The 25,089-nt window shown below is 66.9% G+C and carries 21 protein-coding genes and 1 tRNA gene; 11 read left to right on the top strand and 11 right to left on the bottom strand.

From position 1 onward, the window contains the following. Nucleotides 1-82: 82 nt before the first annotated feature. The 7 genes from ACLP9N_RS13220 to mfd all read right to left on the bottom strand — a co-directional run bounded on the left by ACLP9N_RS13220 (nucleotide 83) and on the right by mfd (nucleotide 9,071). Nucleotides 83-1,027, bottom strand: a complete 945-nt coding sequence (locus ACLP9N_RS13220) for a Ppx/GppA phosphatase family protein (protein ID WP_442407827.1) — start codon at nucleotides 1,025-1,027, stop codon at nucleotides 83-85. After that, nucleotides 1,021-1,509 carry a DUF501 domain-containing protein gene (locus tag ACLP9N_RS13215; protein ID WP_442407826.1) on the bottom strand — a complete coding sequence of 163 codons (489 nt, stop codon included), beginning with the start codon at nucleotides 1,507-1,509 and terminating at the stop codon, nucleotides 1,021-1,023. Before ACLP9N_RS13215 ends, ACLP9N_RS13220 begins: the two co-directional genes overlap by 7 nt. Further along, on the bottom strand, nucleotides 1,502-2,131 hold the full coding sequence (locus ACLP9N_RS13210; RefSeq protein WP_442407825.1) for an FtsB family cell division protein: 630 nt from the start codon (nucleotides 2,129-2,131) through the stop codon (nucleotides 1,502-1,504). Before ACLP9N_RS13210 ends, ACLP9N_RS13215 begins: the two co-directional genes overlap by 8 nt. An 11-nt stretch (nucleotides 2,132-2,142) precedes the next feature. Next, nucleotides 2,143-3,432: a phosphopyruvate hydratase gene (gene eno / locus ACLP9N_RS13205; protein ID WP_442407824.1), complete on the bottom strand. Its 1,290-nt coding sequence runs from the start codon at nucleotides 3,430-3,432 to the stop codon at nucleotides 2,143-2,145. Between the two features lie 98 nt (nucleotides 3,433-3,530). Then, nucleotides 3,531-4,271, bottom strand: coding sequence for a lytic transglycosylase domain-containing protein (locus tag ACLP9N_RS13200; RefSeq protein ID WP_442407823.1), 741 nt, complete (start codon nucleotides 4,269-4,271; stop codon nucleotides 3,531-3,533). Between the two features lie 86 nt (nucleotides 4,272-4,357). Continuing rightward, complete coding sequence (locus ACLP9N_RS13195; protein WP_442407822.1) at nucleotides 4,358-5,365, bottom strand: nucleoside triphosphate pyrophosphohydrolase; 1,008 nt, start codon at nucleotides 5,363-5,365, stop codon at nucleotides 4,358-4,360. Nucleotides 5,366-5,414: 49 nt separating this feature from the next. Next, nucleotides 5,415-9,071 (bottom strand): transcription-repair coupling factor, encoded by a 3,657-nt coding sequence (mfd, locus tag ACLP9N_RS13190; protein ID WP_442407821.1) that lies wholly within the window; start codon nucleotides 9,069-9,071, stop codon nucleotides 5,415-5,417. Between the two features lie 150 nt (nucleotides 9,072-9,221). Between mfd and lysA the strand changes: the two genes are divergently transcribed. Continuing rightward, the gene (gene lysA, locus ACLP9N_RS13185; protein WP_442407820.1) at nucleotides 9,222-10,562 is read left to right on the top strand and encodes a diaminopimelate decarboxylase; all 1,341 of its coding nucleotides are present in this window, start codon (nucleotides 9,222-9,224) and stop codon (nucleotides 10,560-10,562) included. A gap of 134 nt (nucleotides 10,563-10,696) precedes the next feature. Here the strand turns inward: lysA and ACLP9N_RS13180 are convergent, their stop codons facing one another. Next, nucleotides 10,697-10,966, bottom strand: a complete 270-nt coding sequence (locus ACLP9N_RS13180; protein ID WP_442407819.1) for a hypothetical protein — start codon at nucleotides 10,964-10,966, stop codon at nucleotides 10,697-10,699. Between the two features lie 142 nt (nucleotides 10,967-11,108). Then, nucleotides 11,109-11,702: a TetR/AcrR family transcriptional regulator gene (locus ACLP9N_RS13175; protein ID WP_442407845.1), complete on the bottom strand. Its 594-nt coding sequence runs from the start codon at nucleotides 11,700-11,702 to the stop codon at nucleotides 11,109-11,111. A gap of 144 nt (nucleotides 11,703-11,846) precedes the next feature. Here ACLP9N_RS13175 and ACLP9N_RS13170 point away from each other — a divergent pair. The 5 genes from ACLP9N_RS13170 to ACLP9N_RS13150 all read left to right on the top strand — a co-directional run bounded on the left by ACLP9N_RS13170 (nucleotide 11,847) and on the right by ACLP9N_RS13150 (nucleotide 15,573). Next, nucleotides 11,847-11,918, top strand: a tRNA-Gln gene (locus tag ACLP9N_RS13170). A 102-nt stretch (nucleotides 11,919-12,020) separates the two neighbouring features. After that, complete coding sequence (gene glmU / locus ACLP9N_RS13165; RefSeq protein WP_442407818.1) at nucleotides 12,021-13,493, top strand: bifunctional UDP-N-acetylglucosamine diphosphorylase/glucosamine-1-phosphate N-acetyltransferase GlmU; 1,473 nt, start codon at nucleotides 12,021-12,023, stop codon at nucleotides 13,491-13,493. 92 nt (nucleotides 13,494-13,585) lie between these two features. Beyond that, nucleotides 13,586-14,566, top strand: a complete 981-nt coding sequence (locus ACLP9N_RS13160) for a ribose-phosphate pyrophosphokinase (RefSeq protein ID WP_442407817.1) — start codon at nucleotides 13,586-13,588, stop codon at nucleotides 14,564-14,566. Next, complete coding sequence (gene arsC / locus ACLP9N_RS13155) at nucleotides 14,567-14,920, top strand: arsenate reductase (glutaredoxin) (RefSeq protein ID WP_442407816.1); 354 nt, start codon at nucleotides 14,567-14,569, stop codon at nucleotides 14,918-14,920. Then, a complete protein-coding gene (locus ACLP9N_RS13150; protein ID WP_442407814.1) occupies nucleotides 14,917-15,573 on the top strand; it encodes an LpqN/LpqT family lipoprotein in 657 nt (218 codons plus the stop codon). Before arsC ends, ACLP9N_RS13150 begins: the two co-directional genes overlap by 4 nt. A 70-nt stretch (nucleotides 15,574-15,643) precedes the next feature. Here the strand turns inward: ACLP9N_RS13150 and ACLP9N_RS13145 are convergent, their stop codons facing one another. Next, a complete protein-coding gene (locus tag ACLP9N_RS13145; RefSeq protein ID WP_442407813.1) occupies nucleotides 15,644-18,943 on the bottom strand; it encodes a LuxR C-terminal-related transcriptional regulator in 3,300 nt (1,099 codons plus the stop codon). Between the two features lie 152 nt (nucleotides 18,944-19,095). Between ACLP9N_RS13145 and ACLP9N_RS13140 the strand changes: the two genes are divergently transcribed. The 4 genes from ACLP9N_RS13140 to pth all read left to right on the top strand — a co-directional run bounded on the left by ACLP9N_RS13140 (nucleotide 19,096) and on the right by pth (nucleotide 22,732). Beyond that, nucleotides 19,096-20,349: a cytochrome P450 gene (locus ACLP9N_RS13140; RefSeq protein WP_442407812.1), complete on the top strand. Its 1,254-nt coding sequence runs from the start codon at nucleotides 19,096-19,098 to the stop codon at nucleotides 20,347-20,349. A gap of 11 nt (nucleotides 20,350-20,360) precedes the next feature. Then, nucleotides 20,361-21,239, top strand: a complete 879-nt coding sequence (locus ACLP9N_RS13135) for an oxidoreductase (protein WP_442407811.1) — start codon at nucleotides 20,361-20,363, stop codon at nucleotides 21,237-21,239. Nucleotides 21,240-21,487: 248 nt separating this feature from the next. Continuing rightward, on the top strand, nucleotides 21,488-22,150 hold the full coding sequence (locus ACLP9N_RS13130) for a 50S ribosomal protein L25/general stress protein Ctc (protein ID WP_442407810.1): 663 nt from the start codon (nucleotides 21,488-21,490) through the stop codon (nucleotides 22,148-22,150). A 6-nt stretch (nucleotides 22,151-22,156) separates the two neighbouring features. Next, a complete protein-coding gene (gene pth / locus ACLP9N_RS13125; RefSeq protein ID WP_442407809.1) occupies nucleotides 22,157-22,732 on the top strand; it encodes an aminoacyl-tRNA hydrolase in 576 nt (191 codons plus the stop codon). Between the two features lie 14 nt (nucleotides 22,733-22,746). On the opposite strand, the gene ACLP9N_RS13120 is transcribed toward pth, so the two are convergent. Next, nucleotides 22,747-23,616, bottom strand: a complete 870-nt coding sequence (locus tag ACLP9N_RS13120; protein WP_442407808.1) for an AraC family transcriptional regulator — start codon at nucleotides 23,614-23,616, stop codon at nucleotides 22,747-22,749. A gap of 25 nt (nucleotides 23,617-23,641) precedes the next feature. On the opposite strand from ACLP9N_RS13120, the gene ACLP9N_RS13115 reads away from it, so the two are divergent. Then, on the top strand, nucleotides 23,642-24,898 hold the full coding sequence (locus ACLP9N_RS13115) for an amidohydrolase family protein (RefSeq protein WP_442407807.1): 1,257 nt from the start codon (nucleotides 23,642-23,644) through the stop codon (nucleotides 24,896-24,898). Nucleotides 24,899-25,089: the final 191 nt, after the last annotated feature.

Here is a 25,089-nt window from a genome sequence, read left to right as displayed (position 1 = left end):
GCGGGTACGACATCGACGTTGTCGCTGTGAGGCGGGCAAAAAGGGTATCCCTCGGCGCGGATACGCGTGTGGCGGATGTGACTCAACAAGCGATCGATAGGGCGATACCGTCCAGGATGTCGTGTTCGCTGACGGTCAACTCATCGATGCCGGCCCGGTTGCGCAACTCGCGAGCCAACTCCTGGACCACGATCGCCCCGCCGCCGATCACGTCGGCCCGACCCTCATGCATCGGCGCCAGCGCGGCACGCTCCGATCGCGTCATCGCGATCAAACGGCCACAGACGGCCAACAGATCAGTCTCGGCGACCCGCGAAAGGTGAATGGCCGCAGCATCGTACGCCGTCATGTTGTGGGCCAGCGCGGACAGCGTCGTCATCGTCCCGGCGAGCCCCACCCAGGTCCGAGCTCCTTCAACCGGCACCGCGCGCAGTGCGACCTCGAGCCGCTCGCGTACCACCCGGCGAGCCGCCTCCACCTCCTCGGGTGTCGGCGGATCCGAGTGCAGACAGCGTTCGGTCAGCCGGACACAGCCGATGTCGGCCGAGTAGCTCGCCGCTACGCTGTCACTGCCGAGCACGATCTCGGTCGAGCCGCCACCGAGGTCGACCACGACGAAAGGCGCACCGGCACTGTCTAATTCGCCGACAGCACCGCGGAACGACAGTTCTGCCTCCCGCGCGCCGGAAATCACCTCCGCAACGGCGCCGGGGACCACCGCGCCCAGCACCTCGGCCGTCATCGCAAAGAAGACATCACGATTGGCCACATCGCGGGCGGCCGACGTGGCGACCATGCGCACCCGCTCGACACCGTGGGCACTCATCAGCGCAGCGTAGTCGGCCAGCGCTGCCCGGGTCCGGGCAAGCGCGTCCGGGGCAAACTCACCCGTCGCGTCGACTCCCTGACCCAGCCGCACAATCCGCGTCTCGCGATGCACATCGCGCAGCTGCCCGCCCTCTAAGTAGGCGATCAGCAACCGAATCGAGTTGGTGCCGCAGTCGATAGCGGCGACCCGAGTCACCATTGCCCGGCCTGCAAGACCAAGGCCATCGAAGGCTCGCCGGCGAGCAGCGCAATGGCCTCATCGCCCAGCGGGTTCACGCCTGGACCCTTGGCCAGCGAATGCGCGATCAGCACGTGCAGGCACTTGACCCGCTCGGGCATGCCTCCGGCGGAGACCCGGGTCCCCAGTGGCTCGATCGCGTCACGCTCGGCCAGATACGACTCGTGCGCCCGCCGATATGCTGCGGCCAATTCGGCGTCGTGCCTTAGCCGCTCGGTCATCTCGCGCATCAGACCAGTCGTCTCCAGCCTGCTCGCGGCCGCCGTGAGCACCGGATGAGTCAGGTAGTACAGCGTCGGAAAAGGCGTGTCGTCAGGAAGTTTCGGCGCCGTCTTCACCACGCCGGGCTCACCGTTAGGACAACGGTAGGCGATTTCGAGCACACCGCGAGGCTCGCGGCCGAGCTGGCGCGCGATCGCTTCGAGGTCGGCATCATCAACCACCGGGCGGTGCGGGCGCGGGTGACGGAGTGGCGGCCGGCGGCAGGTGCGGGGCGTCGGCGATGGTATGCCACAACGACGTGTACCAGGGGTCGTTGTTCGCCGGTTTCGCCGCATCGCCGCCCGGCTGCGCGGCCGTCGCCGCCCCCGGCGGGAGCTGGACCTGAAACGGGATATCGCCGGGCTTCACGAAGCCGAGGCGCTCACGCGCCTGCGCCGCGATATAGGCCGGGTCGTCGAGCTTGCCCTTCTGCTGCTCGAGGTCGGCGATCTGATGGCGCAGCGCTGCCTCGGTCGCAGCCAACTGCTCCATCTCGGTGCGCTGCGCGAAGTAGGTGCGCACCGGCCCGGCGATGGTCAGCGTCAGCACGCAGACCACCGCGGCCAGGACCGCCGCGCGCCGCGCGGTGAAACCCAGCCGCTGATCGGACCGCTGCTCGACGGACTCGGCGATCGAGCGCTTGATGGGCTCGACGACATGCTCCGCCAGCGTCCGCGTGGGGCTGCGGGCGGCGTGGGTTGCGATCTGCGACGGCTTCGTCGGCTTACGTCCCCGAACCGAGCCGCCCGCCTTCCCCGGGCGTGATGCCGGGGAGCGGCGTTTCGGATCGGGCTTGCCGGCCAACCTATTTCAACCTATTTCGAGTCCAGCGCATATCGCGGGAAGGCCAGATCACCGGCATAGCGGGCGGCGTCGCCGAGCGCCTCCTCGATCCGCAGCAGCTGATTGTATTTGGCGACACGCTCGCTGCGGGCCGGCGCACCGGTCTTGATCTGGCCGCTGCCGACGGCCACCGCCAGGTCGGCGATCGTGGTATCTTCCGTCTCGCCGCTGCGGTGGCTGATCATGGTGCGGTATCCGCTGTGGTGCGCCAGCGCCACCGCGTCGAGTGTCTCGGTCAGCGTGCCGATCTGATTCACCTTGACCAGCAACGCATTTGCCACACCCCGTTCGATGCCGTCCTCGAGCCGCTCGGGATTGGTGACGAAGATATCGTCGCCGACGATTTGCACCCGGTCGCCGATCGACGCCGTCAGGGCCGCCCAACCATCCCAATCGCCTTCGAACAGCGGGTCTTCGAGGGACACCAGCGGATACGAGCCGAGCAGGCCGGCATAGAACTCTGTCATCTGCTCAGCGGTCCGGGACTGGCCCTCGAAGGTGTATCCGTCGGCGTCATTGTGGAACTCGTTGGCGGCCGCGTCGATGGCCAACGCCACGTCGACGCCGGGCTTGAAACCCGCCGACTCGATGGCCGAGCTGATCAGATCCAGCGCTGCCTTCGTGCCGGCCACATCCGGAGCGAATCCGCCCTCATCACCCAGGCCGGTGCTGAGGCCCTGCTTTTTCAGCACGGACTTGAGCGCGTGGTACACCTCGGCACCCCAGCGCAGCGCCTCACTGAAGCTGGGGGCGCCGATCGGCGCCACCATGAACTCCTGAATATCGACGGCGGTGTCGGCGTGCGCACCGCCGTTGAGGATGTTCATCATCGGGACGGGCAGAATATGCGCATTCGGCCCACCGATGTAGCGGAACAGCGGCAGCTCTGCGGAATCGGCGGCCGCCTTCGCGACTGCCAATGAGACACCCAGGATCGCGTTGCCGCCCAGCCGGGACTTGTCGGGCGTGCCGTCGAGGTCCACCAGCGCCTGATCGACTAACCGCTGATCGTCGGCATTGAGCCCGATGACCGCCGGGGCGATCTCGTCGAGCACGGCCTGTACTGCGTTTTTCACGCCTTTCCCGCCGTAACGATCGCCGCCGTCACGTAGCTCGACGGCCTCGTGCTCCCCGGTCGAAGCACCGGATGGCACGGCCGCGCGGGCAAACGTTCCGTCAATCAACGCCACCTCGACCTCGACCGTCGGGTTGCCGCGGGAATCGAGGATCTCACGGGCTCCGACCTGCTCGATAATCGGCACTGGGTTCTCCTTGCCTAACTTGCTGTAGCTGTTCCGTACCCCTGGGCCGCCCTTTAGGGTAAAGCCTGGGTCACGGATTCATCCTGCTACAGATCCTGCTACAAGGGCCGACCCTTCGCGTAGGCGGTTGCCCAGTCCCGCACGGCGCGCGCGTAGACGCCGGAGTTGTTGTAGGCCCGCAGTGCGGTTATCCACCCTCGCGGTGTAGCGAGATCCTTTCCGCGCCAGCACAGATAGCCCGCCGCCGAGAGCGCGGCGTCGTCGATGTTGTCCGGGCTGACGATGCCGTCGTTGTTGGCGTCGACCCCGTACAACCGCCACGTTTCCGGGATGAACTGCATCGGTCCCATCGCGCGCGCCACCCCGCCGTCGGCGTCCGTTGTGTCCCCCATTGCGTCCGAGTCGCCCACGATGCGCAGGTTGTTGCCGGTGCCGTCAAGGCGGACACCGCGAATGGGGGGACTGACGTCGCCGTTGGGTGCCAGCGCCGCGCCCCGGTAGGTGCCGTGATGACTCTCCACCTGTCCGATGCCCGCCAGCGTTGTCCACGCGATATGGCACTTCGGGTTCTCGACCTCGGCGACCCGGGCGGCGTAAGCGTAGGCCTCCAGCGCAATAACCGGAATTTCCAAGACCTGCGAGCGCTTTTCCGCCCAGTCACGAAGCTGATCCGCGGGCCGGCCACTGACATGCGTGTCCACCGGCGGCACCGGATCTCCCGCCGGCGGCGGCACGCCTTCGGGGATAAAAAGGCTGAGCTGCCAGGTACAACTGGACGCCAAGAGCATCGCGGTCGCCCCTATCACGGCGACGGTCCGCAACCAACGTCTCGGCGACACGACACTCCCCTACACCCAGTTCAGCCCCGTTCATCGTCCCACGGGGTTTGCGACTACCCCCGCAAACACTGTAGTAGTCGCCGGCCTTAGCGTCGGCCCTTGCGCTTCTTGGAGCCCGCCGACGCCGTGGGCGCTTCGTCCGGCACCACATCGAGGACCGGTGCACCGGATGGCCAGTGGGCGCGCCACTCCTCTTCGGTGATCTCACCCAGCGGCGTCACATCGAACTCGTCTGGAACACTGCCCCCCCGGCGCGCGGCGGCAATCGCCTTCTCGACATCGCGTACCGTGTCAGCTAACTCCAAAACTTTTGTGCGCAGCGAATTTTCGGCGTCGACATGGGCCGACACGGAGATCGAGGTGATCTCGGCGGGGATCAGGTCGGCAGGCAGCCCGGCTTTGCCGACACGTTCAATCACCCTCTGCGCCAGCGCTAAAGCCGGTTGACCGGTATGAACGTCGTCCATCACCGAGTACCGCGGCTTTTCGGCGGCCTTGCGCGCCTCCCACTGAGCCAGCTGATCTTCAAGCGAAATCGTCTTGCCCGCAAGCACTTCCGGCACCCTGTTACCGAGCTTTCGCATCAGCGTGGCGGCGACGTCGTCGATGGTGAAGGGAAGCTGCGCCGCATCCTCGGCGATGCGGGCGTGGAAGAGCACCTGTAGCAACAAGTCACCGAGTTCTTCGCGCAGCTGGTCGGCATTGCCGCTGCGCACAGCGTCCAGCAACTCGTAGGTCTCCTCCAGCAAGTACCTGCGCAACGAGTCGTGGGTTTGCTCACTCTCCCACGGTCCGGCGGTGCGCAGTTTGTCCATCATCGCGACGGCGTCGACCAGGCGTTCCCCACGCGGCGATTCCGGCGCCGAAATAAGCCGCGCGCCGGCGGCCAATCGCGCGGTGACGGCGGGGTGATTCGGGTCCGACGAGAGCAATACCGGCGCGTCCTCTCCGGTGTGAACCGGACGCGCCGCAGGCAGCGACCAGGGCACCGCGACCGGCATCTCCTCGGTGTATTCCACCTCGCCGCTGAGGTACTCGATGGCTTCGATGGGGGCCAGCGACGGGCGGCGGGGGTCGAACAAGACGACGATCATAAGCACCACTCCTCCTCATCGCTTCGCTCTGCATCGTCGCCGGCGCGGATCATCGCACTTCTCGCTCCTGAGCAATACCAATTTCCTGCTGCGGTTTTCCCTGAAGTGCCGTCACCAGGTTGGCCACCATCTGGACTAACTCGACATCCCGGATGCGCGGCGCACCTACCCCACCTGAGGAGCCACCGGACCGCGGGATGGGCACCTGCACCGTCGACGTCGTGGCACGGTACTGCGCGCCCGGATAGATCCGCTTGAGCCGCACCTGGGCGGAGTCCAGCAGCGTGATCGGCGAGAGCCGGATGGTGGCCTCGGATGGGGCGCTCACTTCGGTGATACCGGCGTCGCGGCACAGCAACCGCAGCCGAGCGACCGCCACCAGCCGCTGGGCCGGTTCGGGCAGCGCGCCGTAACGATCGTTGAGCTCGTCGACAACAGCAGCCACGGCCGCGTCGTCACAGGCGGCCGCCAGCCGCCGGTAGCCCTCCAGGCGAAGCCGATCGCTGGCGATGTAGTCCGGTGGCAGGTGCGCGTCCACCGGCAGGTCAATCCGCACATCCTTGGGTTCCTCGGGGCTGGTCACGGTTTGACCGTCGGCCGCCAGCCGGTAGGCCTCGACGGCCTCGCCCACCAGCCGCACGTACAGGTCGAACCCCACTCCGGCAACGTGCCCGGACTGCTCCACGCCGAGCACGTTGCCCGCACCGCGGATCTCGAGGTCCTTCAGCGCGACCGCCATACCGGCGCCGAGCTCGTTGTTCTGCGCGATGGTCGCCAACCGGTCGTAGGCCGTCTCGGTCAGCGGCGCGTGGGGCGGATAGAGGAAGTAGGCATAGCCGCGTTCGCGGCTGCGACCGACCCGGCCGCGCAGCTGGTGCAGCTGGGACAGCCCGAAGGTGTCGGCGCGCTCGACGATCAGCGTGTTGGCGTTGGAGATGTCCAGGCCGGTCTCGACGATCGTGGTGCACACCAGGATGTCGTGTTCTCGGTTCCAGAACCCCTGCACGGTGCGCTCCAGCAGGTCCTCGGGCATCTGCCCGTGCGCGACGGCAACCTTCGCTTCGGGCACCAGCTCGCGCAGCCGGGCGGCGACGGAGTCGATGGAGCTGACCCGGTTGTGCACATAGAAGACCTGCCCCTCGCGAAGCAGCTCACGGCGCAACGCCGCGGCGACCTGCTTGTCATCGTGCGGACCGACATAGGTCAGCACCGGCAACCGGTCCTCGGGCGGCGTCAGGATCGTCGACATCTCGCGGATCCCGGCAAGGCTCATCTCCAGGGTCCGTGGGATCGGGGTGGCGCTCATGGTCAGCACGTCGACGTGGGTGCGCAACGACTTGATGTGCTCCTTGTGCTCGACGCCGAACCTCTGCTCCTCGTCGACCACAACCAGGCCCAGATCCTTCCAGCGCACCCCGGTCTGCAGCAGCCGGTGCGTGCCGATCACGATGTCCACCGACCCGTCGGCCATGCCGTCGATCACGGCGCGCGACTCGGCGCCATCGGTGAACCGGGACAGGCCCTTGACGACCACCGGGAAGCCGGCCATGCGTTCCCGGAACGTTTCCAGATGCTGGTCGGCCAACAGCGTGGTGGGAACCAGCACGCCAACCTGCTTGCCGTCCTGCACCGCTTTGAAGGCCGCCCGCACCGAGATCTCCGTCTTGCCGTAGCCGACGTCGCCGCAGATCACCCGGTCCATCGGCACCGGCTTTTCCATGTCGGCCTTGACCTCGGTGATCGCGGTCAGCTGGTCGACCGTCTCGGTGAAACCGAACGCGTCTTCCATCTCGGCCTGCCAGGGGGTGTCCGGCCCGAACGCGTGTCCGGCGCTGGCCTGCCGTTTGGCGTACAACGACACCAGCTCGCCGGCGATCTCGCGCACCGCGCGACGCGCCTTGGTCTTCGTGTTGGCCCAGTCGCTGCCGCCGAGGCGGCTCAGCGCCGGCGCCTGCCCGCCCACATACCGCGACAGCTGATCCAGCGAATCCATCGGGACAAACAGCTTGTCGGAACCGCCGCCCCGTCTACTCGATGCGTACTCCAGCACCAGGTATTCGCGCCGTGCTCCGCCGACGGTACGTTCGACCATCTCCACGAACCGCCCGATGCCGTGCTGGTCGTGCACCACGAGATCGCCCGCCGCCAGCGCCAGCGGGTCGACGGTGTTGCGCCGCTTGGCCGCCAGCCGCTTGCCGTCGGCGGACGTCCCCCGATTGCCGGTCAGATCGGTCTCGGTGATCACCACGAGGTCGGCGCCCTCAATCACGACACCGTCGTGCAGCGGGCCCTTGAGCACCCCGACAATCCCATGTTTCAACCCGGCCCAAGGCGCCGCCCCGGGTTCCAGCATGACCGCGGCGGTGTCGGACTCGGCCAGCCGCTCCACGACGCGATGCGCGGTTCCGGTCCCGGGCGCGACCACCGCGGCGTACCCGCCGGTGCTGACGTGCGCGCGCAGCATCGCGAAGATGTCGTCGATGTCGCGCTGATGCCCCCGCGCCGACGGCGCCGCCCGGATGTCGAGCTCCATGGCCGACTCGTCGGACAGCTGGCTCAAGGTCCACCACGGGTGACCGGACCGGCGTGCCGCGGCGCGCACGTCGTCCAGTTCGACGAATCCCGACCCGCCCAGCTGCTCGACGTCGACCGGTGCCGGGTCACCGCCCATGGCGGCGACCGACCAGGACGCCTCGAGAAATTCCCGCCCGGTCTTGATCAGGTCGGCGGCCCGGGTGCGGACCTTCTCTGGGTCGCACACCAACAGCGGCGTGCCTTCGGCCAGCTGATCGGTGAGCAGCACGTAATCGCCGGGACGGAGGACCGGAAGGAGCGCCTCCATGCCGTCGACCGGGATGCCCTCGGCCAGCTTGGCCAGCATGTCGGTGACGGTGCCGGTGATGGCCCCCTCGCCCGCCGGATGGGCAGCGGCCAGCTGGGCCGCCCGCGCCCGCACGTCGTCGGTCAGCAGCAGTTCACGGCAGGCGACGGCGACCAGCGTGTCGATGCCGACCTCCGGGATGGAGCGCTGATCGGCGACCGAGAACATCCGCATTTCGGTGATCTCGTCGCCCCAGAACTCGACACGCACCGGGTGCTCGGCGACGGGGGCGAAGATGTCGAGGATCCCGCCGCGCACGGCGAACTCCCCGCGCCGGCCGACCATGTCCACTCGGGTGTACGCCAGCTCGACGAGCCGGGCGATGATGCTCTCGAAGTCGACTTCCTGGCCGACGCTCAACGTGACCGGCTCCACCAGCCCCAGCTGCGGCGACATCGGCTGCAGCAGCGAGCGCACCGACGTCACCACCACCTGCAGGGGCGGGCCCAATCGCGCGTCGTCGGGATGCGCCAGCCGGCGCAGCATCATCAGGCGGGTACCGACCGTGTCGACTCCGGGTGAGAGCCGCTCGTGCGGCAGGGTCTCCCAGGACGGGAACATCGCGACCGCGTCGCCGAAGACGCCTTTCAGCTCGGTGGTCAGGTCGTCGGCTTCGCGTCCGGTCGCGGTGACCACCAGTAATGGACCCTGCCGCGCCAGCGCGCTGGCCACGAACAAGCGCGCGCGGGCCGGTCCGACCAGGCTCAATTCGGCAGGCCGCTCGGCCGTGCACTCGATGAGCTGGCCAAAGGTGGGCGCGGTGAGCGCCAATTCGACGAGCCCCGCGATCGGGGAATCTGGGCGACCCGGCCCCGGTGCGGTCATGATGCGCCCATTCTAGGGGGGCCAACGGGAAGGCCTAGAAAAAACCAGGTGGGGCTCACGTGCGCTCCAACTCGTCAATATTGCGCCCGGGGCCGTCAAGGGATCGTAAGAATTGCGGCACCCGACCCAGGCCGGGCGCATTTTGAAGTCATGACATTGCTCGATATTTTGCCGTCTCTCGGAAAGGCGGCGCCCTCGCGGTTCGATTCCGCGATCTGGCCGGTCACTACACATTCCGACGAAGACGGCCGACTCTGCGTTGGTGGCGTACCCCTCAGCGACATCGCCGACGAGTTCGGCACCCCGACCTACGTGATCGACGAGACTGACTTCCGCCGCCGTGCCCGGCGTTACCGCAAGGCGCTGCGCGGTGTTGAGGTCGTCTACGCCGGCAAGTCGTTGCTGACCACCGCTGTGGCGCGCTGGGCCCGCGACGAGGGGCTCGGCGTCGACGTCTGCTCAGCCGGTGAGCTGGCCATCGCCCAGGCGGGCGGGGTGGACCCGGCCCGCATCATCATGCACGGCAACGCGAAATCGCCCGACGAGTTGCGCGAGGCGACCAGGGTCGGGGTCGGGCGCATCGTGCTGGATTCGTTCATCGAGATCGCCTACCTCGCGGGCCTGGCGCGCAAGCGCCAGCGGGTGCTCATCCGGGTGACCCCCGACATCGACATCCACGGGCACCGCGCGGTCACCACCGGTGTCAGCGACCAGAAGTTCGGGTTCACGCTCGCCGGGGACCAGGCCGCCGACGCGGTGAAGCGGGTGCTCGCGCATCCGATCCTCGACCTGGTCGGGTTGCACTGCCATATCGGCTCGCAGGTGACCGACCCGGCCCTGTACGGCGAAGCGATTCACCGGATGATCGCCGCGATGGCCGACATCCGCGCCAGGCATGGCGTCATCCTGACCGAACTGAACATCGGCGGTGGCCACGGGATCCCCTACGTCGCCGGTGATTCCGAACTCGACCTCGACAAACTCGCCCGCATCATCGACGACGCGCTCGACGAGGCATGCGCCGCGGAGCATTTCCCACGGCCGACCATCGTGGTGGAACCCGGCCGGGCCATCAGCGGCCGGGCCGGCGTCACGCTGTACCGGGTGTGCTCGGTGAAAAGCCAACCCGGCGGCCGGACCTTCGTCGCGGTAGACGGCGGCATGAGCGATAACCCGCGGGTGTCATTGTACGGCGCGCAATACGCGGTCACGCTGGCCAACCGGCATTCGCTGGGGGTCAAACAGCTGGTCACCGTCGCGGGCCGGCACTGTGAGGCCGGCGACGAGATCGCCCGCGATATCCAGCTCCCGGCCGACGTGCATCCCGGCGACCTGCTGGCCGTGGCCTGTACCGGCGCCTATCACCACAGCATGGCGTCGAACTACAACATGGTCGGCCGTCCGCCGCTGGTGGCGGTCAAAGATGGCCGGACTCGCGAGCTGATCCGCCGCGAAACGATCGCCGACCTGCTATCGCGCGACTGCGGGTAGTGGCGATCGCAAGCGCGGCGTAGCCGGGCGCAGCGGGTCGCCACCATCTGGCCTAGGCGGTGGCGATCGCAAGCGCGGCGTAGCCGGGCGCAGCGGGTCGCCACCATCTGGCCTAGGCCTTGCGCCGCGCGGCTTTACCAGCCCATGGATCGCCACGCGTAGAAGGCGCCGTTGTCGGTGTCGTGCACGCCGTAGTAGTCCCAGTAATAGTCGTGGCAGACGCCGGTGTCCCAAGGGACGGGCCTGCCCGCCGGGTTGGGTTGGCCCGGGCACCAGGTGGTGCAGGACTTACCGGGCGGGCATGGCGCGGCCTGAGCCGAAGGCGCGGCCAGTTCGGCGCCGCACCACAGCAACAGGGTCGCCGCTACCCCCAGCAATGCGGAAAATCGTGTGGTTCGTTTCATGGTGGCTCCTTCGGTGCCGGTTGTAGCCCCTCGCACGGCAAGTGGATACCGGCCGCACTGCTACCAATCCCAACACCTGGGCCTTGCGTACTTCTTGCGTTTCGGCAGCTGCCCAGCCCGCGGGCGCTCGGGAATGTAAGCGCTACTCGTCCTGCAAACGGGGATCGGCTTCCAAGCCGATCAGGCCATTCCACATCAGGTTGACCAGATGCGCGGCGACCACTTCTTTCTTGGGCTCCCGCGTATCGAGCCACCATTGCGCCGTCATCGACACCGAGCCCACCAGCGCCTGGGCGTACAGCGGGGCCAGGTCAGGGTCCAGCCCGCGGCGGGCGAAGTCGCCGGCCAGGATGGAGCTGACCTGGCTGACAGCGTCGTTGAGCAGGCTGGAATAGGTGCCCGAGCTGATCGAGGCCGGCGAGTCGCGGATCATGATCCGGAAGCCATCGGTGCGCTCTTCGACGTAGGTGAGCAACGCCAGCGCGACCCGCTCGACGCGCACCCGGGACCGGTTGTTGGTCAACGACGAGGTGATGCCGTCCAGCAGCGCCGACATCTCCCGGTCGACCACGACGGCGTACAGGCCCTCCTTGCCGCCGAAATGCTCGTAGACGACCGGCTTGGACACGTTGGCCCGCTGCGCGATCTCTTCGATCGAGGTCCCGTCATAGCCTCGTTCGGCAAACAGCGAGCGCGCGATCCCGATGAGTTGGTGCCGGCGCTCGCTGCCCGTCATCCGGGCGCGCGGCGCCCGCACTTCTTTGTCTGCTTTGTCAGGCTCCCGGTCCAGCACCGCCACGTCAACAAGGGTATCGGTTTGGATGCTTCGACTAGAGTCACTTGGTGGCGCGGGCCGGACTGCCCCGCCGTGGGTATGCAATCCGTCGTGGTGTAATCGGCAGCACATCAGATTTTGGTTCTGAGAGTTCAGGTTCGAGTCCTGGCGACGGAGCTTCGGCTGTTTGCCGCGAGCGTGCACGAAATGACACGCTGGACGGCGTGTCGGCGATCAGACACGCACGCTCCGCCTGGTGGGCCAAATAAGGGAGAGTCGATGACGGTTCGGGGTGATACCGCGGTCCTGGTCTTAGCCGCCGGGCCCGGGACCCGGATGCGGTCGGACACCCCGAAGGTGCTGCACCCCATCGCCGGTCGCAGCATGCTGTCGCACTCGCTGCACGCGATCACCAAGCTGGCACCGCAGCACGTGGTCACGGTACTGGGCCACGATCACCAGCGCATCGCGCCGATCGTCGCCGACCTGGCCGACGCGCTCGGACGCACGATTGACGTCGCGCTGCAGGATCGCCCACTCGGTACGGGCCACGCGGTGCTGTGCGGCCTGTCCGCGCTGCCCGATGACTACGCCGGCATCGTCGTCGTCACCTCGGGCGATACCCCGTTGCTGGATGCCGACACCCTGGCGGATCTGATCGCGACCCACAGCGCAGCGTCGGCTGCGGTGACGGTGCTGACCACGACGCTTGCCGATCCCTCCGGCTACGGCCGCATCCTGCGCACCCAGGACGACGAAGTGATGGCGATCGTCGAACACACCGACGCGACGGCGTCGCAACGCCAGATCCGCGAGGTCAACGCCGGCGTGTACGCCTTCGACATCGCCGCGCTGCGGTCGGCGTTGAGCCGGCTGAGCTCCAACAACGCCCAACAGGAGCTCTACCTCACCGACGTCGTCGCGATCCTTCGGCAAGACGGCCGGACCGTGCATTTCCGGCACGTCGACGACAGCGCGCTGGTGGCCGGCGTCAACAACCGTGTCCAGTTGGCCGAGCTGGGTGCCGAACTCAACCGCCGTATCGTGGCCGCTCACCAGGTGGCCGGCGTGACGATCGTCGACCCCGCGACCACCTGGATCGACGTCGACGTCATGATCGGCCGCGACACCGTCGTCCACCCCGGAACCCAGCTGCTCGGGCGCACCCAGATCGGCGGTCACTGCGTGGTCGGCCCGGGTACTTCCCTGACCGACGTCAGCGTCGGCGACGGCGCCTCGGTGGTCTGCACCCACGGCGCGTCGTCGTCGATCGGTGACGGCGCCGACGTCGGCCCCTTCACGTACCTGCGGCCCGGCACCGTATTGGGCTCCGACGGCAAGCTCGGCGCGTTCGTCGAGGTGAAGAACTCGACCATCGGCACCGGGACCAAGGTGCCGCACCTGACCTATGTCGGGGACGCCGACATCGGCGAGCACAGCAATATCGGCGCGTCCAGCGTGTTCGTCAACTACGACGGGATATCCAAGCGGCGCACCACCGTCGGCTCGCACGTCCGGACCGGGTCGGACACCATGTTCGTGGCTCCGGTGACAGTCGGCGACGGCGCGTACACCGGCGCCGGCACGGTGCTGCGCGACGATGTCCCGCCCGGGGCGCTGGCGGTGTCGGCGGGACCGCAACGCAACATCGAGAACTGGGTGCAGCGCAAACGTCCGGGAACTCCGGCTGCCGAGGCGGCCGAGGCGGCCGAAAAAGCCGCACACCAACCGAAACCAAACAGACCCGAATAGACCCCGAATAGACATTGTGAATTTGTTATCTGGCAACCGGTACCCTTCGCTACGTACGATGAGGCCACCATTTCGAACGGCGAGGGCAGCACGTGAGCCACGACTGGACCGATAATCGCAAAAACCTGATGCTGTTCTCTGGCCGCGGTCACCCCGAGCTGGCCGAGCAGGTCGCCAAGGAACTCGACGTCCACGTCACCGCGCAGACGGCGCGCGAGTTCGCCAACGGCGAGATCTTCGTGCGCTTCCATGAGTCGGTGCGCGGCTGCGACGCGTTCGTCCTGCAGTCGAATCCGGCGCCGGTGAACAACTGGCTGATGGAACAGCTGATCATGATCGACGCGCTCAAGCGGGGCAGCGCGAAGCGGATCACCGCGGTGATGCCGTTCTATCCCTACGCTCGGCAGGACAAGAAGCACCGCGGCCGCGAACCGATCTCGGCACGGCTGGTTGCCGACCTGCTCAAGACCGCCGGCGCCGACCGGATCGTCACCGTCGACCTGCACACCGACCAGATCCAGGGTTTCTTCGACGGTCCCGTCGACCACATGCGCGGCCAGAACCTGCTGACCACCTACATCAAGGACAACTACCCCGACGGCAACATGGTGGTCGTCTCCCCCGACTCGGGCCGGGTGCGCATCGCCGAGAAGTGGGCCGACGCACTGGGCGGTGTTCCGCTGGCCTTCATTCATAAGACCCGTGACCCCCGGGTGCCCAACCAGGTGGTCTCCAACCGCGTCGTCGGCGAAGTCGAAGGCCGCTGTTGCGTCCTGATCGACGACATGATCGACACCGGCGGCACCATCGCGGGCGCGGTGAAGCTGTTGCGCGACGACGGCGCCTGCGACGTGATCGTCGCAGCGACCCACGGCGTGCTGTCCGACCCGGCCGCCGAGCGGCTCGCCGCATCCGGCGCCCGGGAGGTGATCGTCACGAACACGCTGCCGATCGGCGAGGAGAAGCGCTTCCCCCAGCTGACGGTCTTGTCCATCGCGCCGCTGCTGGCCAGCACCATTCGCGCGGTATTCGAAAACGGCTCAGTCACAGGGCTATTCGACGGAGACGCGTAGATGGCGGGCAAGGACGGCACCGTCATCTACCACAATCCCAAGTGCAGCACCTCCCGCAAGACACTGGACCTGTTGCGGGACAATGGCTTTGAGCCCACCGTTATCCAGTATCTGAAGACGCCGCCGTCCCGGGACGAGCTGGTACGCATAATCCGCGACGCGGGCATCGATGTGCGTACGGCCGTGCGCAAGCGTGAACCGCTCTACACCGAACTGGGGCTGGCCGACGCGAGCGACGACGAACTGCTCGACGCCATGGCCCAACATCCCATCCTCATCGAACGTCCGTTTGTCGTCACGGCGAAGGGAACTCGGCTGGCCCGGCCGATCGACGCGGTCCGCGAGATTTTGTGAGATCTGCCCTTTTTGGCGCGGCCGCCGCCGCGCTGGCCGCGTTGGCGGTGTCGGCCGTGGCCTGCGCACCGAAACCCCCGGACTTCCAGTCGATCTTGACGACGACGGCGACCAGCGCCGCGACGACCGCGGCCCGGCCCATCCCGTTCGCGAAGTACCTCGAAGGTATCGGCGTCACCGGGGTGCCGGTGGCACCGAACACCCTGACCGACCTGACCGTGTCAATCCCGACACCACCGGGCTGGGCGCCGTACAGCAATCCGAAGCTCCCCCAAACCACGCAGGTGATCTCCAAGGGCGGCAAGTATCCGGCGGCCATGCTGACGGTGTTCACGCTGCGGGGCGCCGATTTCAACGCCGCCGACGCGGTAAAGCACGCCAATGCCGATGCCCAGCTGGTCCCGAACTTCACCCAGCTCGACGCTTCGACGGCCGACTTCAACGGATTTCCCTCGTCGATGATCCAGGGCAGTTACGACCAGGACGGCATGCGGATGCACAGCTATAACCGGATCGTGTTGCCTACCGGCTCGCCGCCCGGCAAGCAGCCCTACCTGGTTCAGCTCACCATCACCAGCCTGGCCAACGAGGCGGTCGCGCAAGCGTCCGACATCGAGGCGATCATTCGCGGATTCGTCGTCGCCGCCAAATAGGCCGGGGCGAGCAGACGCAGAATCGCACTCTGGAAGCCTCCCCGATGCGATTCTGCGTCTGCTCGCGGCCTTACGTTTTTTGTCCGCCAGTGAGCGACAACTGGACGAGCTGCACCCGGGAGGTCAGGCCTAGCTTGGCGTAAACGTGGGTCAGGTGAGTCTGCACCGTGCGCGGTGAGACGAATAGCCGCGCACCGATGTCCTTGTTGCCCAGCCCTTCCCGGACCAGACGTACCACATCGTTTTCCATGGGTGTCAGTGATCCCCAGCCGCTGGTGGGGCGCTTGCGCTCGCCGCGGCCCCGCTGAGCGTAGGCGATCGCCTCCTCGGTGGACAGGGCCGCGCCCTCGGCCCACGCGGCGTCGAAATCGCTCTGCCCTAACGCTTCCCGTACTGCCGTAACTGCGGCGTCGTAATCGGCTTGATACATCGGGAAGCGGGCATGCCCCAGGCGCTGCCGGAAACCGTCCGCCGCGCCCAGCAGACGCGCCGCGTACGCGTGGTTGGCGTCGTCAGCGGCCAGGCGGGCCAGGCATTCCAGAGTGTCGGCCACCCGCAGATATCCCTGGACGCGGGCGGCGACCACAAGCGCGTCATGAGCGTCGCGCTCGGCCTGTTCCGGCTCACCCAGCGCGATCGCCACGAAGGCCCGCACCGTCAAAGCGGCCACTTTCCACCAGCCGGGCACCACCGCGACGGCCTCATCAGCCAAACGGCGCGCGGCGTCCAAATCCCCACATGCCAGTGCGGCCTCGGCTGCCGGGGCGGCGCCCCTGGTGAACACTTCACGCACGGGAACGGTGTGCTGCAAGGCTTTCTCCGCCGCCTGCGTGGCCGCCGCAGCGTCACCGCCAGCGAGGGCGGCCAGGGCGAATACGGAGTACAACGCGTCTTTGGAGATCGCGCCCACTTCCGTTGCGGCCGCGAGGGCGGATTCCGCTGCGGCGTGCGCGGAAGTCGGCTGCCCCTGGTATGCAAGCGCAGCGCCGTGAACTATATGGCCCAACATTCTCTGGATGGGGTCCGCGGCCGTCTCCGCCTCGTCGGCCACGGCTCGGCCCACTCGGATAGCGTCCGCGAGATCTCCCTGGAGCGTCAACGCGGTGCCCAGCCACGCTCGGTTGTTCCGTGAGAAGTAGCTGTCGCCAAGCGCATCGGCAAGGTCACGCCCGGCCTCGGCGGCCGCCCGCGCAGCGATCGGTTCACCAGCCATGACACCCACCGCTGCCTGATGACTGAAGATTTGGTACTGGCTCCACTGATCACCGGCTACGCGGACCAGATCGATGGCCTCGGCGAAGTATTGCTCTGCCGCCTCGGGGTCGTAGAAGGCGAGCATCCCGCACGCGATGAGGGCTTGGGCGATCAGTGCCGGATCCTCGAGCCGACGTGCGATGGCCAGCGCCTCCTGCGCCCGACTCGGCTCTGTGGGGATGCCAATCGACGCAGCGATGATGCTCTGGTGGGCCACCGCGCCGGCCCACACCGCCGGTGCTATTCCCGGGTCAGCCAAGATGGCGTCCAACCGGGCCAGTGCCTCCCGGACCCGGCCGCCGCGCAACCACAACGGCCGCAACGACAAAATGAGCTGCAGGGCCATCTCGAAGTCGGAATTCTCGCGGCTCCACGCGAACGCGGCCCGCAGATTGTCGAACTCGGTTGCCGCCCAGTCCAGCAGCAGCTCATCGCCGGAGTAGCCGGGTGATTCCAGCTCGGCGGCCGTAGCCGTGTAATAGTCGCGATGGCGGGTCCGGACCTCGTCGGCTTCGCCGGATTCGCCGAGCCTTTCCTGCGCGTACTGGCGCACCGTCTCCAGCAGCCGATATCGCATCCCGGCGCCGGAGTCGGTGCTGGTTTCGAAGGCGACCACCAAGGACTTATCCACCAAAAGGCTCAGTTGATCCAGCAGCTGGTAACCCTCCACCTTGCTGCTGGCCCCGACGGCGTGGGCGGCATTCAGATCGAATCCGCCGGCAAACGCCGCGAGCCGCCGAAACAACACCCGCTCGGGTTCGGTGAGCAGCGTGTGCGACCAATCCACCGAGGCCCGCAGTGTCTGCTGGCGGCGCACCGCGGTGCGCGCACCCCCGGTCAACAACCGGAACCGATCATGCAGACTGTCCACGATTTGACGCAACGACAGCGCCCGCACCCGTGCCGCGGCAAGCTCGATCGCCAACGGCATGCCGTCGAGGCGTTCGCAGATCTCTTGAACCAGTGCGGTATCACCCTCGCCCACAACAAAATTCGGCCGGGCGCGCCGGGCTCGGTCGGCGAACAGCTCGACGGCCTCGTCGGCAAGCGGCAACGACGGAACCCGCCAGCTCAGCTCACCGGGCACACCGAGCGGCTCACGGCTGGTGGCCAAGATCGCCAAATGTGGGCAGGCCGCGAGCAGCTCGACGACCATGCTCCCGCACGCGTCGAGCAGATGCTCGCAGTTGTCGAGCAGCAGCAATATTTCTTTCTCGCCAAAGAACTCAAGTAGCAGGTCCATGGTGGAGCGGCCCGGCTGATCGGGCAGGCCCAGTGTGCGCGCGACAGTCACCGGCACCACAGCGGGATCAGTGACCGGTGCCAGATCCACGTACCACACGCCGTCGGAGAATTCGGTGGTGAGTTGAGCGGCGACTTCGACGGCAAGTCGCGTCTTGCCGGCCCCGCCTGCGCCGGTCAACGTCACCAATCGGTTGTCCGTGACCATCCGACGCAGCTCAGCCATTTCTCCCTGGCGCCCAACGAAACTCGTCAACTGAGTCGGCAGGTTATGCAACGCCACCGATTGGCGCACCCGAAGCGGTGGGAACTCGTTGCGCAGATCGTGATGGCACAACTGGACCACCCGCTCGGGCCGCGGCACGCCACGCAACGGATAACTACCCAGCTCCGTCAGCCATACCCCGTCAGGCAACCGGTCCGCCACCATCGATTCAGTCGCACCCGACAGCACGGTCTGCCCACCGTGCGCGAGATCGCGCAGCCGCGCGGCGCGGTTGATCGTGGGACCCGCGTAGTTGGACTCATCACGCAGCTGGATCTCACCGGTGTGCACGCCGATGCGTATCCGGATCGGAGCCAACGGCGCCCGTTGCAACGCCAGCGCGCACGCCACCGCATCGCTGGCGCGCGCGAATGCGGCCACGAAACTGTCGCCCTCGCCCTGCTCGAGCGGGCGCACGCCCTCGTGGGCGGCGATGGCCTCGTTCACCGTCTTGTTCAGCTGCCCCAGCGCGGCCGTCATCTTCTCGGGCTGGGTTTCCCACAACCGCGTCGAACCCTCGACATCGGCCAGCAGCAACGTCACCGTTCCAGTCGGCAGCAACTCGCTCAAACTCCAGTTCAGCGGCGGCATCTCCGCGTGTTGGCTCATGGTAGCCAGCATCGCGGCCGGCACTACGCAAAAACATCGGCGAAATAGCGCGGTTTACGACCGCAGGCCCGCGCAAATTACGACACCTACCGCGCAAATCTCCGCGTTATGGCGGATGGTCTGCGCGTTTTGCGACCGGATAGTCAACTGCCATGACGACTCTGATCAGGGACTGCCCGAGCGTCTTCGACGCCGGATTGCCCGTGTTCCGCTACGACGACCTCACCGATCCCGACGAGGCGCTCCGCGTCATCGCCGACGCCCGACGACAGGCCCCGATCGCGATCGGCCCGTACGGACCTGAAGTGTTGAGCTACGACTTGGTCCGCACGGTCCTGCGCGACAACCGATTCATCACCGCAAAGGGCCTGGCACTAGACGTGAAAGGCATCACCTCGGGTCCACTTTGGGACCGGGCGACCCGCAGCCTGCTGAGCCTCGACGGCGCCGTGCATCATCGGCTGCGCCGGCTGGTGTCGAAGGCGTTCTCGCCCCGCGCTGCCGAGCGGCTGCGCAGCCTGGCCGCGGAAATCATCACCGGATTGGTCGAACCAGTCACCTCCGTCGGGCGCTGCGACGTCGTCGCCGACATCGCCCGGGGCTATCCAACGCCCGTGATCTGCGCGCTGCTGGGCGCGCAGCCCGAGGATTGGCAACTCTTCTCCCGCTGGATTGACGACATCAAGAAGGTTTTCGAGTGGAACGTCGTCAACGACGCACCGACGATCCTGGCGGCGGCTCAACAGCAAGACGCCTATCTCGAGGAGTTGATCGCGCGCCGCCGGGAATGCCTGACCGACGATCTGATCTCCGATCTGATCTCCGATCTGATCCGCGCCGAATGCCCGGCCTATCCAGGCGATCGGCTCACCCACGACGAACTGCTCATGCTGAGCGCCGGCCTGCTCGGCGCCGGCACCGACACCACCCGCAACCAGCTCGCTGCGGCGGTCCAGGTGTTGTGTGCCCACCCCGATCAATGGGACTTGGTTGCCCGACATCCTGAATTGGCACCCGACGCGGTTCACGAGCTAATGCGTTACCGTCCAATCATTTTCGGCACGATCCGGCGCGCAGCCGAAGACATCGAACTCGCCGGAGTCCGCATTCCCGCCGGCACCCTGGTGGCCGCCAACACCGCCTCCGCCAACCGTGACCCCGATGTCTATGACGACCCGGAACGTCTCGACATCACCCGTCAAAGCCCGGCGGCCATCCTCAACTTCGGTGGCGGCGTGCACTATTGCCTCGGCGCCCACCTGGCGCGGCTGGAATTGACCGAGGCTCTTCGGGTCATCACCCAACGCATGCCCAACCCCCGCCAGACCGGACCAAGCCCATGGAAAGGCATGGCGGGAATAGCCGGACCCCTCACCGTGCCCCTGGAGTTCGACCCCGGGCACTAGGCTTGTCGGGCATGACCGACTGGACCGCCGCGGACCTGCCGTCGTTCGCCGGGCGCACCGTCATCATCACCGGCGCCAATAGCGGGCTGGGCGCAGTGACCGCCCGCGAGTTGGCCCGAACCGGCGCCAAGGTCATCATGGCCGTCCGCAACACCGGCAAAGGCGAGGCCGCCGCACGGGAAATGGCGGGTGACGTTGAGGTCCGTCAACTCGACCTGCAGGACCTGTCGTCGGTCCGGAGGTTCGCCGACGGCATAGACCAGGCCGACAGAGGCGACATCCTGATCAACAACGCGGGCATCATGGCCGCCCCGTACGCACTGACCGTCGACGGCTTCGAGAGCCAGATCGGCACCAACCATCTCGGTCACTTCGCGCTGACCAACCTGCTGCTGCCCAAGCTCACCGACCGGGTGGTATCGGTATCGTCTTTCGCGCACTGGCCGGGACGCATCAGCCTCAACGACCTCAACTGGAAGACCCGGAGGTACTCCCCTTGGCTGGCCTACAGCCAGTCGAAGCTCGCCAATCTGCTGTTCACCAGCGAGTTGCAGCGCCGACTCGATGCGGCCGGCTCGCCGTTGCGCGCGCTGGCGGCCCATCCCGGCTACTCCCACACCAACCTGCAGGGAGCCTCGGGCCGCAAGGTGGGCGACGCGCTGATGTCGGCCGCCACCCGGGTGATCGCGACCGACGCCGACTTCGGTGCCCGGCAAACGCTGTACGCGGCGTCGCAGGACCTGCCGGGCGACACGTTCGTCGGCCCCCGATTCGGCTATATCGGCCGCACCCAGCCGGTCGCACGCAGCCGGGCGGCGCGAGACGCGGCCACCGCCACCGCGCTCTGGGAGCTGTCCGAGCAGCTCACGGGTACCAAATTTCCGCTCTGAGCTGCTCTCCCACAACTGCCGTTGTCGCTCACTCGAAGGCGGGCAAAAAGGACATCGCCTGAACGAGAGACGCGTGCGACAGATGTGACGATCGCCCGAACACCAATTTCCGCTCTGAGGTGCAGATGCGCTAACCTGACCGGGCGTCACGGCGAGGGTGGCTGGATTTCCCAGAACACCGTTATCGACGGAGACCGACGAGTTTGTCGCGCTCCTGGCCGTGGCCGGAACCACACAGGAGCGACATCATGGCTAAGTCCGCAGTCAACCAGCTGACCGTCTCGGTCCGTACCCAGACCGGCAAGGGCGCCTCGCGGCGAGCCCGGCGCGACGGCAAGATTCCCGCCGTCCTCTACGGTCACGGCGAAGACCCGCAGCACGTGGAGTTGCCCGGACACGACTTCGCGGCCGTGCTGCGGCACTCGGGCACCAACGCGGTGCTGACCCTGGACATCGCCGGCAAGGAACAGCTGGCGCTGACCAAAGCGCTCGACATCCACCCCGTCCGCCGCAACATCGTGCACGCCGACCTCCTGGTCGTCCGTCGCGGCGAGAAGGTGGTGGTCGAGGTCAACGTCATCGTCGAGGGCGAGGCCGCACCCGACACCCTGGTGACCCAGGAGACCAACGCCATCGAGATCGAGGCCGAGGCGCTGTCGATTCCCGAGCAGCTGACCGTGTCCGTCGAGGGCGCCGCGCCGGGAACCCAGTTCACCGCCGCGCAGATCACCCTGCCGGCGGGCGTCAACCTGATTTCCGACCCCGATCTGCTGGTAGTCAACGTGGTGAACGCACCGACGGCCGCGGACCTCGAGGAAGAGGGCGCCGGCGAAGCCGCCGAAGCCCCAGCAGGCGAAGCAGCCGAAGAAGAGGCCGGCGAAGCCGGGGCCGCCGCGGACGAGTCCGAGTAGCACGACGTGGCCGATCCTCTCTTGGTGGTCGGCCTGGGCAACCCGGGAGAAAACTACGCCCGCACCCGGCACAACCTCGGGTTCATGGTTGCCGACCTGCTCGCGGCGCGGCTGGGCTCGAAATTCAAGGCGCACAAGCGTTCTGGAGCCGAAGTCGTCACCGGCCGGTTAGCGGGGCACGCGGTGGTGGTGGCCAAGCCGCGCTGCTACATGAATGAGTCCGGCCGGCAAGTGGGTCCGCTGGCCAAGTTCTACTCGGTAGAGCCGGCCGACGTCATCGCCATCCACGACGACCTGGACCTCGAGTTCGGCCGCATCCGGCTCAAGCTCGGCGGCGGCGAAGGCGGTCACAACGGGCTGCGCTCGGTGGCCGCCGCGCTGGGTACCAAGGACTTTCAGCGGGTGCGCATCGGGATCGGCCGGCCGCCCGGACGCAAAGACCCGGCGGCGTTCGTGCTGGAGAACTTCGCCGCCGCCGAACGCACCGAAGTCCCCACCATCTGCGAGCAAGCCGCCGACGCCACCGAGTTGCTCATCGAACTGGGTCTGGAGTCCGCGCAAAATCGCGTCCACGCCTGGTAGGCCCGCGGCCAAAATCAGCCCGCCACTACATCGTTGGTTCGCTGCCGATAGGTGGACGGCGTCTCGCCGCAGAACTGGGTGAACGCGCGGGTAAACGCGCTCAGACTGTCGAAGCCGACCGCCGTGGCGGTCTGCTGCACCGACTGACCCGGCGCGGCGAGCAGAGCCATCGCGCGCAGCATCCGCGCGTGCAAAAGGTATGTGCGCCAAGACATGCCGATCGCCTCGTCGAACTGGCGCCGCAACGTCCGCTCGGAGACCGCGACCGACCGGCTGACATCGGTGACGGTCGTCGACTGCAGATGCGCCTTGGTGTAGCTCATCGCGGCGGCCACGATCGGATTGGTCGAAGTCGGAAGGCTCAGCGGCGCTTCGTGATCTCCCCCAGTTTCTAAAGCCTCAAAGACCAGATGACCGAGGGTTTGGAAGAATCCGTCGGAGACCGGGTCGCTGTCGGCCCGGTCGATCGGCCAGCGCAGCGCGTAGATCATCATCTGGCGGATCAGCGGCGAGACGGCCAGGATCCGCGCCCGGTTGTCGACCGGCGGAAGCAATTGAGGATCGAACATAACCGCCACGCTGCGGACATCGGGGGTCATCGTGGCCTGGTGTTCCAACCCAACTGGGATCCAGGCGGCCTGCTGCGGCGGCAACAGATAGTGCGCGGCTCCGGTCTCGACCTCGACCACCCCGCCGATCGCGTACTGAATCTGATGCAGATCGTGGGAGTGCCAACCGGTCACCAGTCCACCAGGCTGGGAACGCCCCTCGTAGAGGTAACTGCCGGCGCGGGCGCGGCCACCATGGCGTAGCTCGACCCGGCCGATATTTTCTGAATTGGCCGATCTAGATAAAATTCTGGCCGAAGATGCGGAGACGGTCACGAGAGTCCAGGGTACAAGTGGAGGCGTGAATATCGACGACTTGATCTTGGTGAGCATCGACGACCATGTCGTGGAACCACCCGACATGTTTCTGCGCCACGTTCCGGCCAGATATAAGGACGAGGCGCCGATCGTCGTCACCGACGACAAGGGCGTGGACCAGTGGATGTTTCAGGGCAGGCCGCAGGGTGTGAGCGGCTTGAACGCGGTGGTGTCGTGGCCCGCCGAAGAGTGGGGCCGTGACCCCGCTGGCTTCGCCGAGATGCGCCCCGGCGTCTACGACGTCCACGAACGCGTCCGCGACATGAACCGCAACGGCATCCTCGCGTCCATGTGCTTCCCGACGTTCACCGGTTTCTCGGCCCGCCACCTCAACATGTACCGCGAAGAGGTCACGCTGGTGATGGTGTCGGCCTACAACGACTGGCACATCGATGACTGGGCCGGGTCCTATCCGGGACGTTTTATCCCGATCGCGGTCCTGCCGACGTGGAATCCCGAGGCCATGTGCGCCGAGATCCGTCGCGTCGCCGCCAAGGGCTGCCGAGCGGTCACCATGCCCGAACTGCCGCACCTGGAAGGCCTTCCGAGCTATCACGACGACGACTACTGGGGTCCCGTGTTCTCGACGTTGTCGGAGGAGAACGTGGTGATGTGCCTGCACATCGGCACTGGCTTCGGGGCGATCAGCATGGCGCCCGACGCGCCGATCGACAACATGATCATCCTGGCCACCCAGGTCTCGGCGATGTGCGCGCAGGATCTGCTGTGGGGCCCGGCGATGCGCAAATACCCCGACCTGAAGTTCGCTTTCTCCGAAGGCGGCATCGGCTGGATCCCGTTCTACTTGGATCGCAGCGACCGCCACTACACCAACCAGAAGTGGCTGCGCCGCGACTTCGGCGACAAGCTGCCCAGCGACGTGTTCCGCGAGCACTCGCTGGCGTGCTACGTCACCGATAAGACGTCGCTGAAGCTGCGACACGAGATCGGCATCGACATCATCGCCTGGGAATGCGACTACCCGCACTCCGACTGTTTCTGGCCGGACGCCCCCGAGCAGGTGCTGTCCGAACTGAACGCCGCAGGCGCCGACGACACCGACATCAACAAGATCACCTGGCAGAACGCCTGCAACTTCTTCAGCTGGGACCCGTTCGCCCGCACGCCGCGCGAGCAGGCCAACGTCGGTGCGCTACGGGCCCAAGGCGCCGATGTCGACGTGTCGATTCGCCCGCGCAAGGAATGGGCACGCCGCTACGAGCAAAAGCAACTGGCCTGATCCGCCCGCGAGCAGTCCCCCGCAAGCGGGAGGTACCCCCTGCCAAAGCGCCTCGGACACGGCGTGTCGAGGCGCTTTTGTGTCTCAGTGTCAGGGTGACATTGCCGCGTTGCGGTGGTTGGGTCTGGATCACCTGGTGTTTGGCTCATTTTGTGTCTGTCGCCTTCGGGTTGGCTTGGAGCGGTAGTGCC

Source organism: Mycobacterium sp., from assembly GCF_052144515.1.
Taxonomy (GTDB): Bacteria; Actinomycetota; Actinomycetes; order Mycobacteriales; family Mycobacteriaceae; genus Mycobacterium.
This window is presented reverse-complemented; position numbering and strand designations above follow the sequence as displayed.

Bases quoted from the DNA above. Each gene is read 5' to 3' on its own strand.
- ACLP9N_RS13195 (WP_442407822.1), bottom strand. From the start codon at position 5,365: ATGATCGTCGTCTTGTTCGACCCCCGCCGCCCGTCGCTGGCCCCCATC.
- ACLP9N_RS13145 (WP_442407813.1), bottom strand. From the start codon at position 18,943: ATGAGCCAACACGCGGAGATGCCGCCGCTGAACTGGAGTTTGAGCGAG.
- ACLP9N_RS13220 (WP_442407827.1), bottom strand. From the start codon at position 1,027: ATGGTGACTCGGGTCGCCGCTATCGACTGCGGCACCAACTCGATTCGG.
- ACLP9N_RS13135 (WP_442407811.1), top strand. From the start codon at position 20,361: ATGACCGACTGGACCGCCGCGGACCTGCCGTCGTTCGCCGGGCGCACC.
- glmU (WP_442407818.1), top strand. From the start codon at position 12,021: ATGACGGTTCGGGGTGATACCGCGGTCCTGGTCTTAGCCGCCGGGCCC.
- lysA (WP_442407820.1), top strand. From the start codon at position 9,222: ATGACATTGCTCGATATTTTGCCGTCTCTCGGAAAGGCGGCGCCCTCG.
- mfd (WP_442407821.1), bottom strand. From the start codon at position 9,071: ATGACCGCACCGGGGCCGGGTCGCCCAGATTCCCCGATCGCGGGGCTC.
- ACLP9N_RS13180 (WP_442407819.1), bottom strand. From the start codon at position 10,966: ATGAAACGAACCACACGATTTTCCGCATTGCTGGGGGTAGCGGCGACC.
- ACLP9N_RS13140 (WP_442407812.1), top strand. From the start codon at position 19,096: ATGACGACTCTGATCAGGGACTGCCCGAGCGTCTTCGACGCCGGATTG.
- ACLP9N_RS13130 (WP_442407810.1), top strand. From the start codon at position 21,488: ATGGCTAAGTCCGCAGTCAACCAGCTGACCGTCTCGGTCCGTACCCAG.
- arsC (WP_442407816.1), top strand. From the start codon at position 14,567: ATGGCGGGCAAGGACGGCACCGTCATCTACCACAATCCCAAGTGCAGC.
- ACLP9N_RS13175 (WP_442407845.1), bottom strand. From the start codon at position 11,702: ATGACGGGCAGCGAGCGCCGGCACCAACTCATCGGGATCGCGCGCTCG.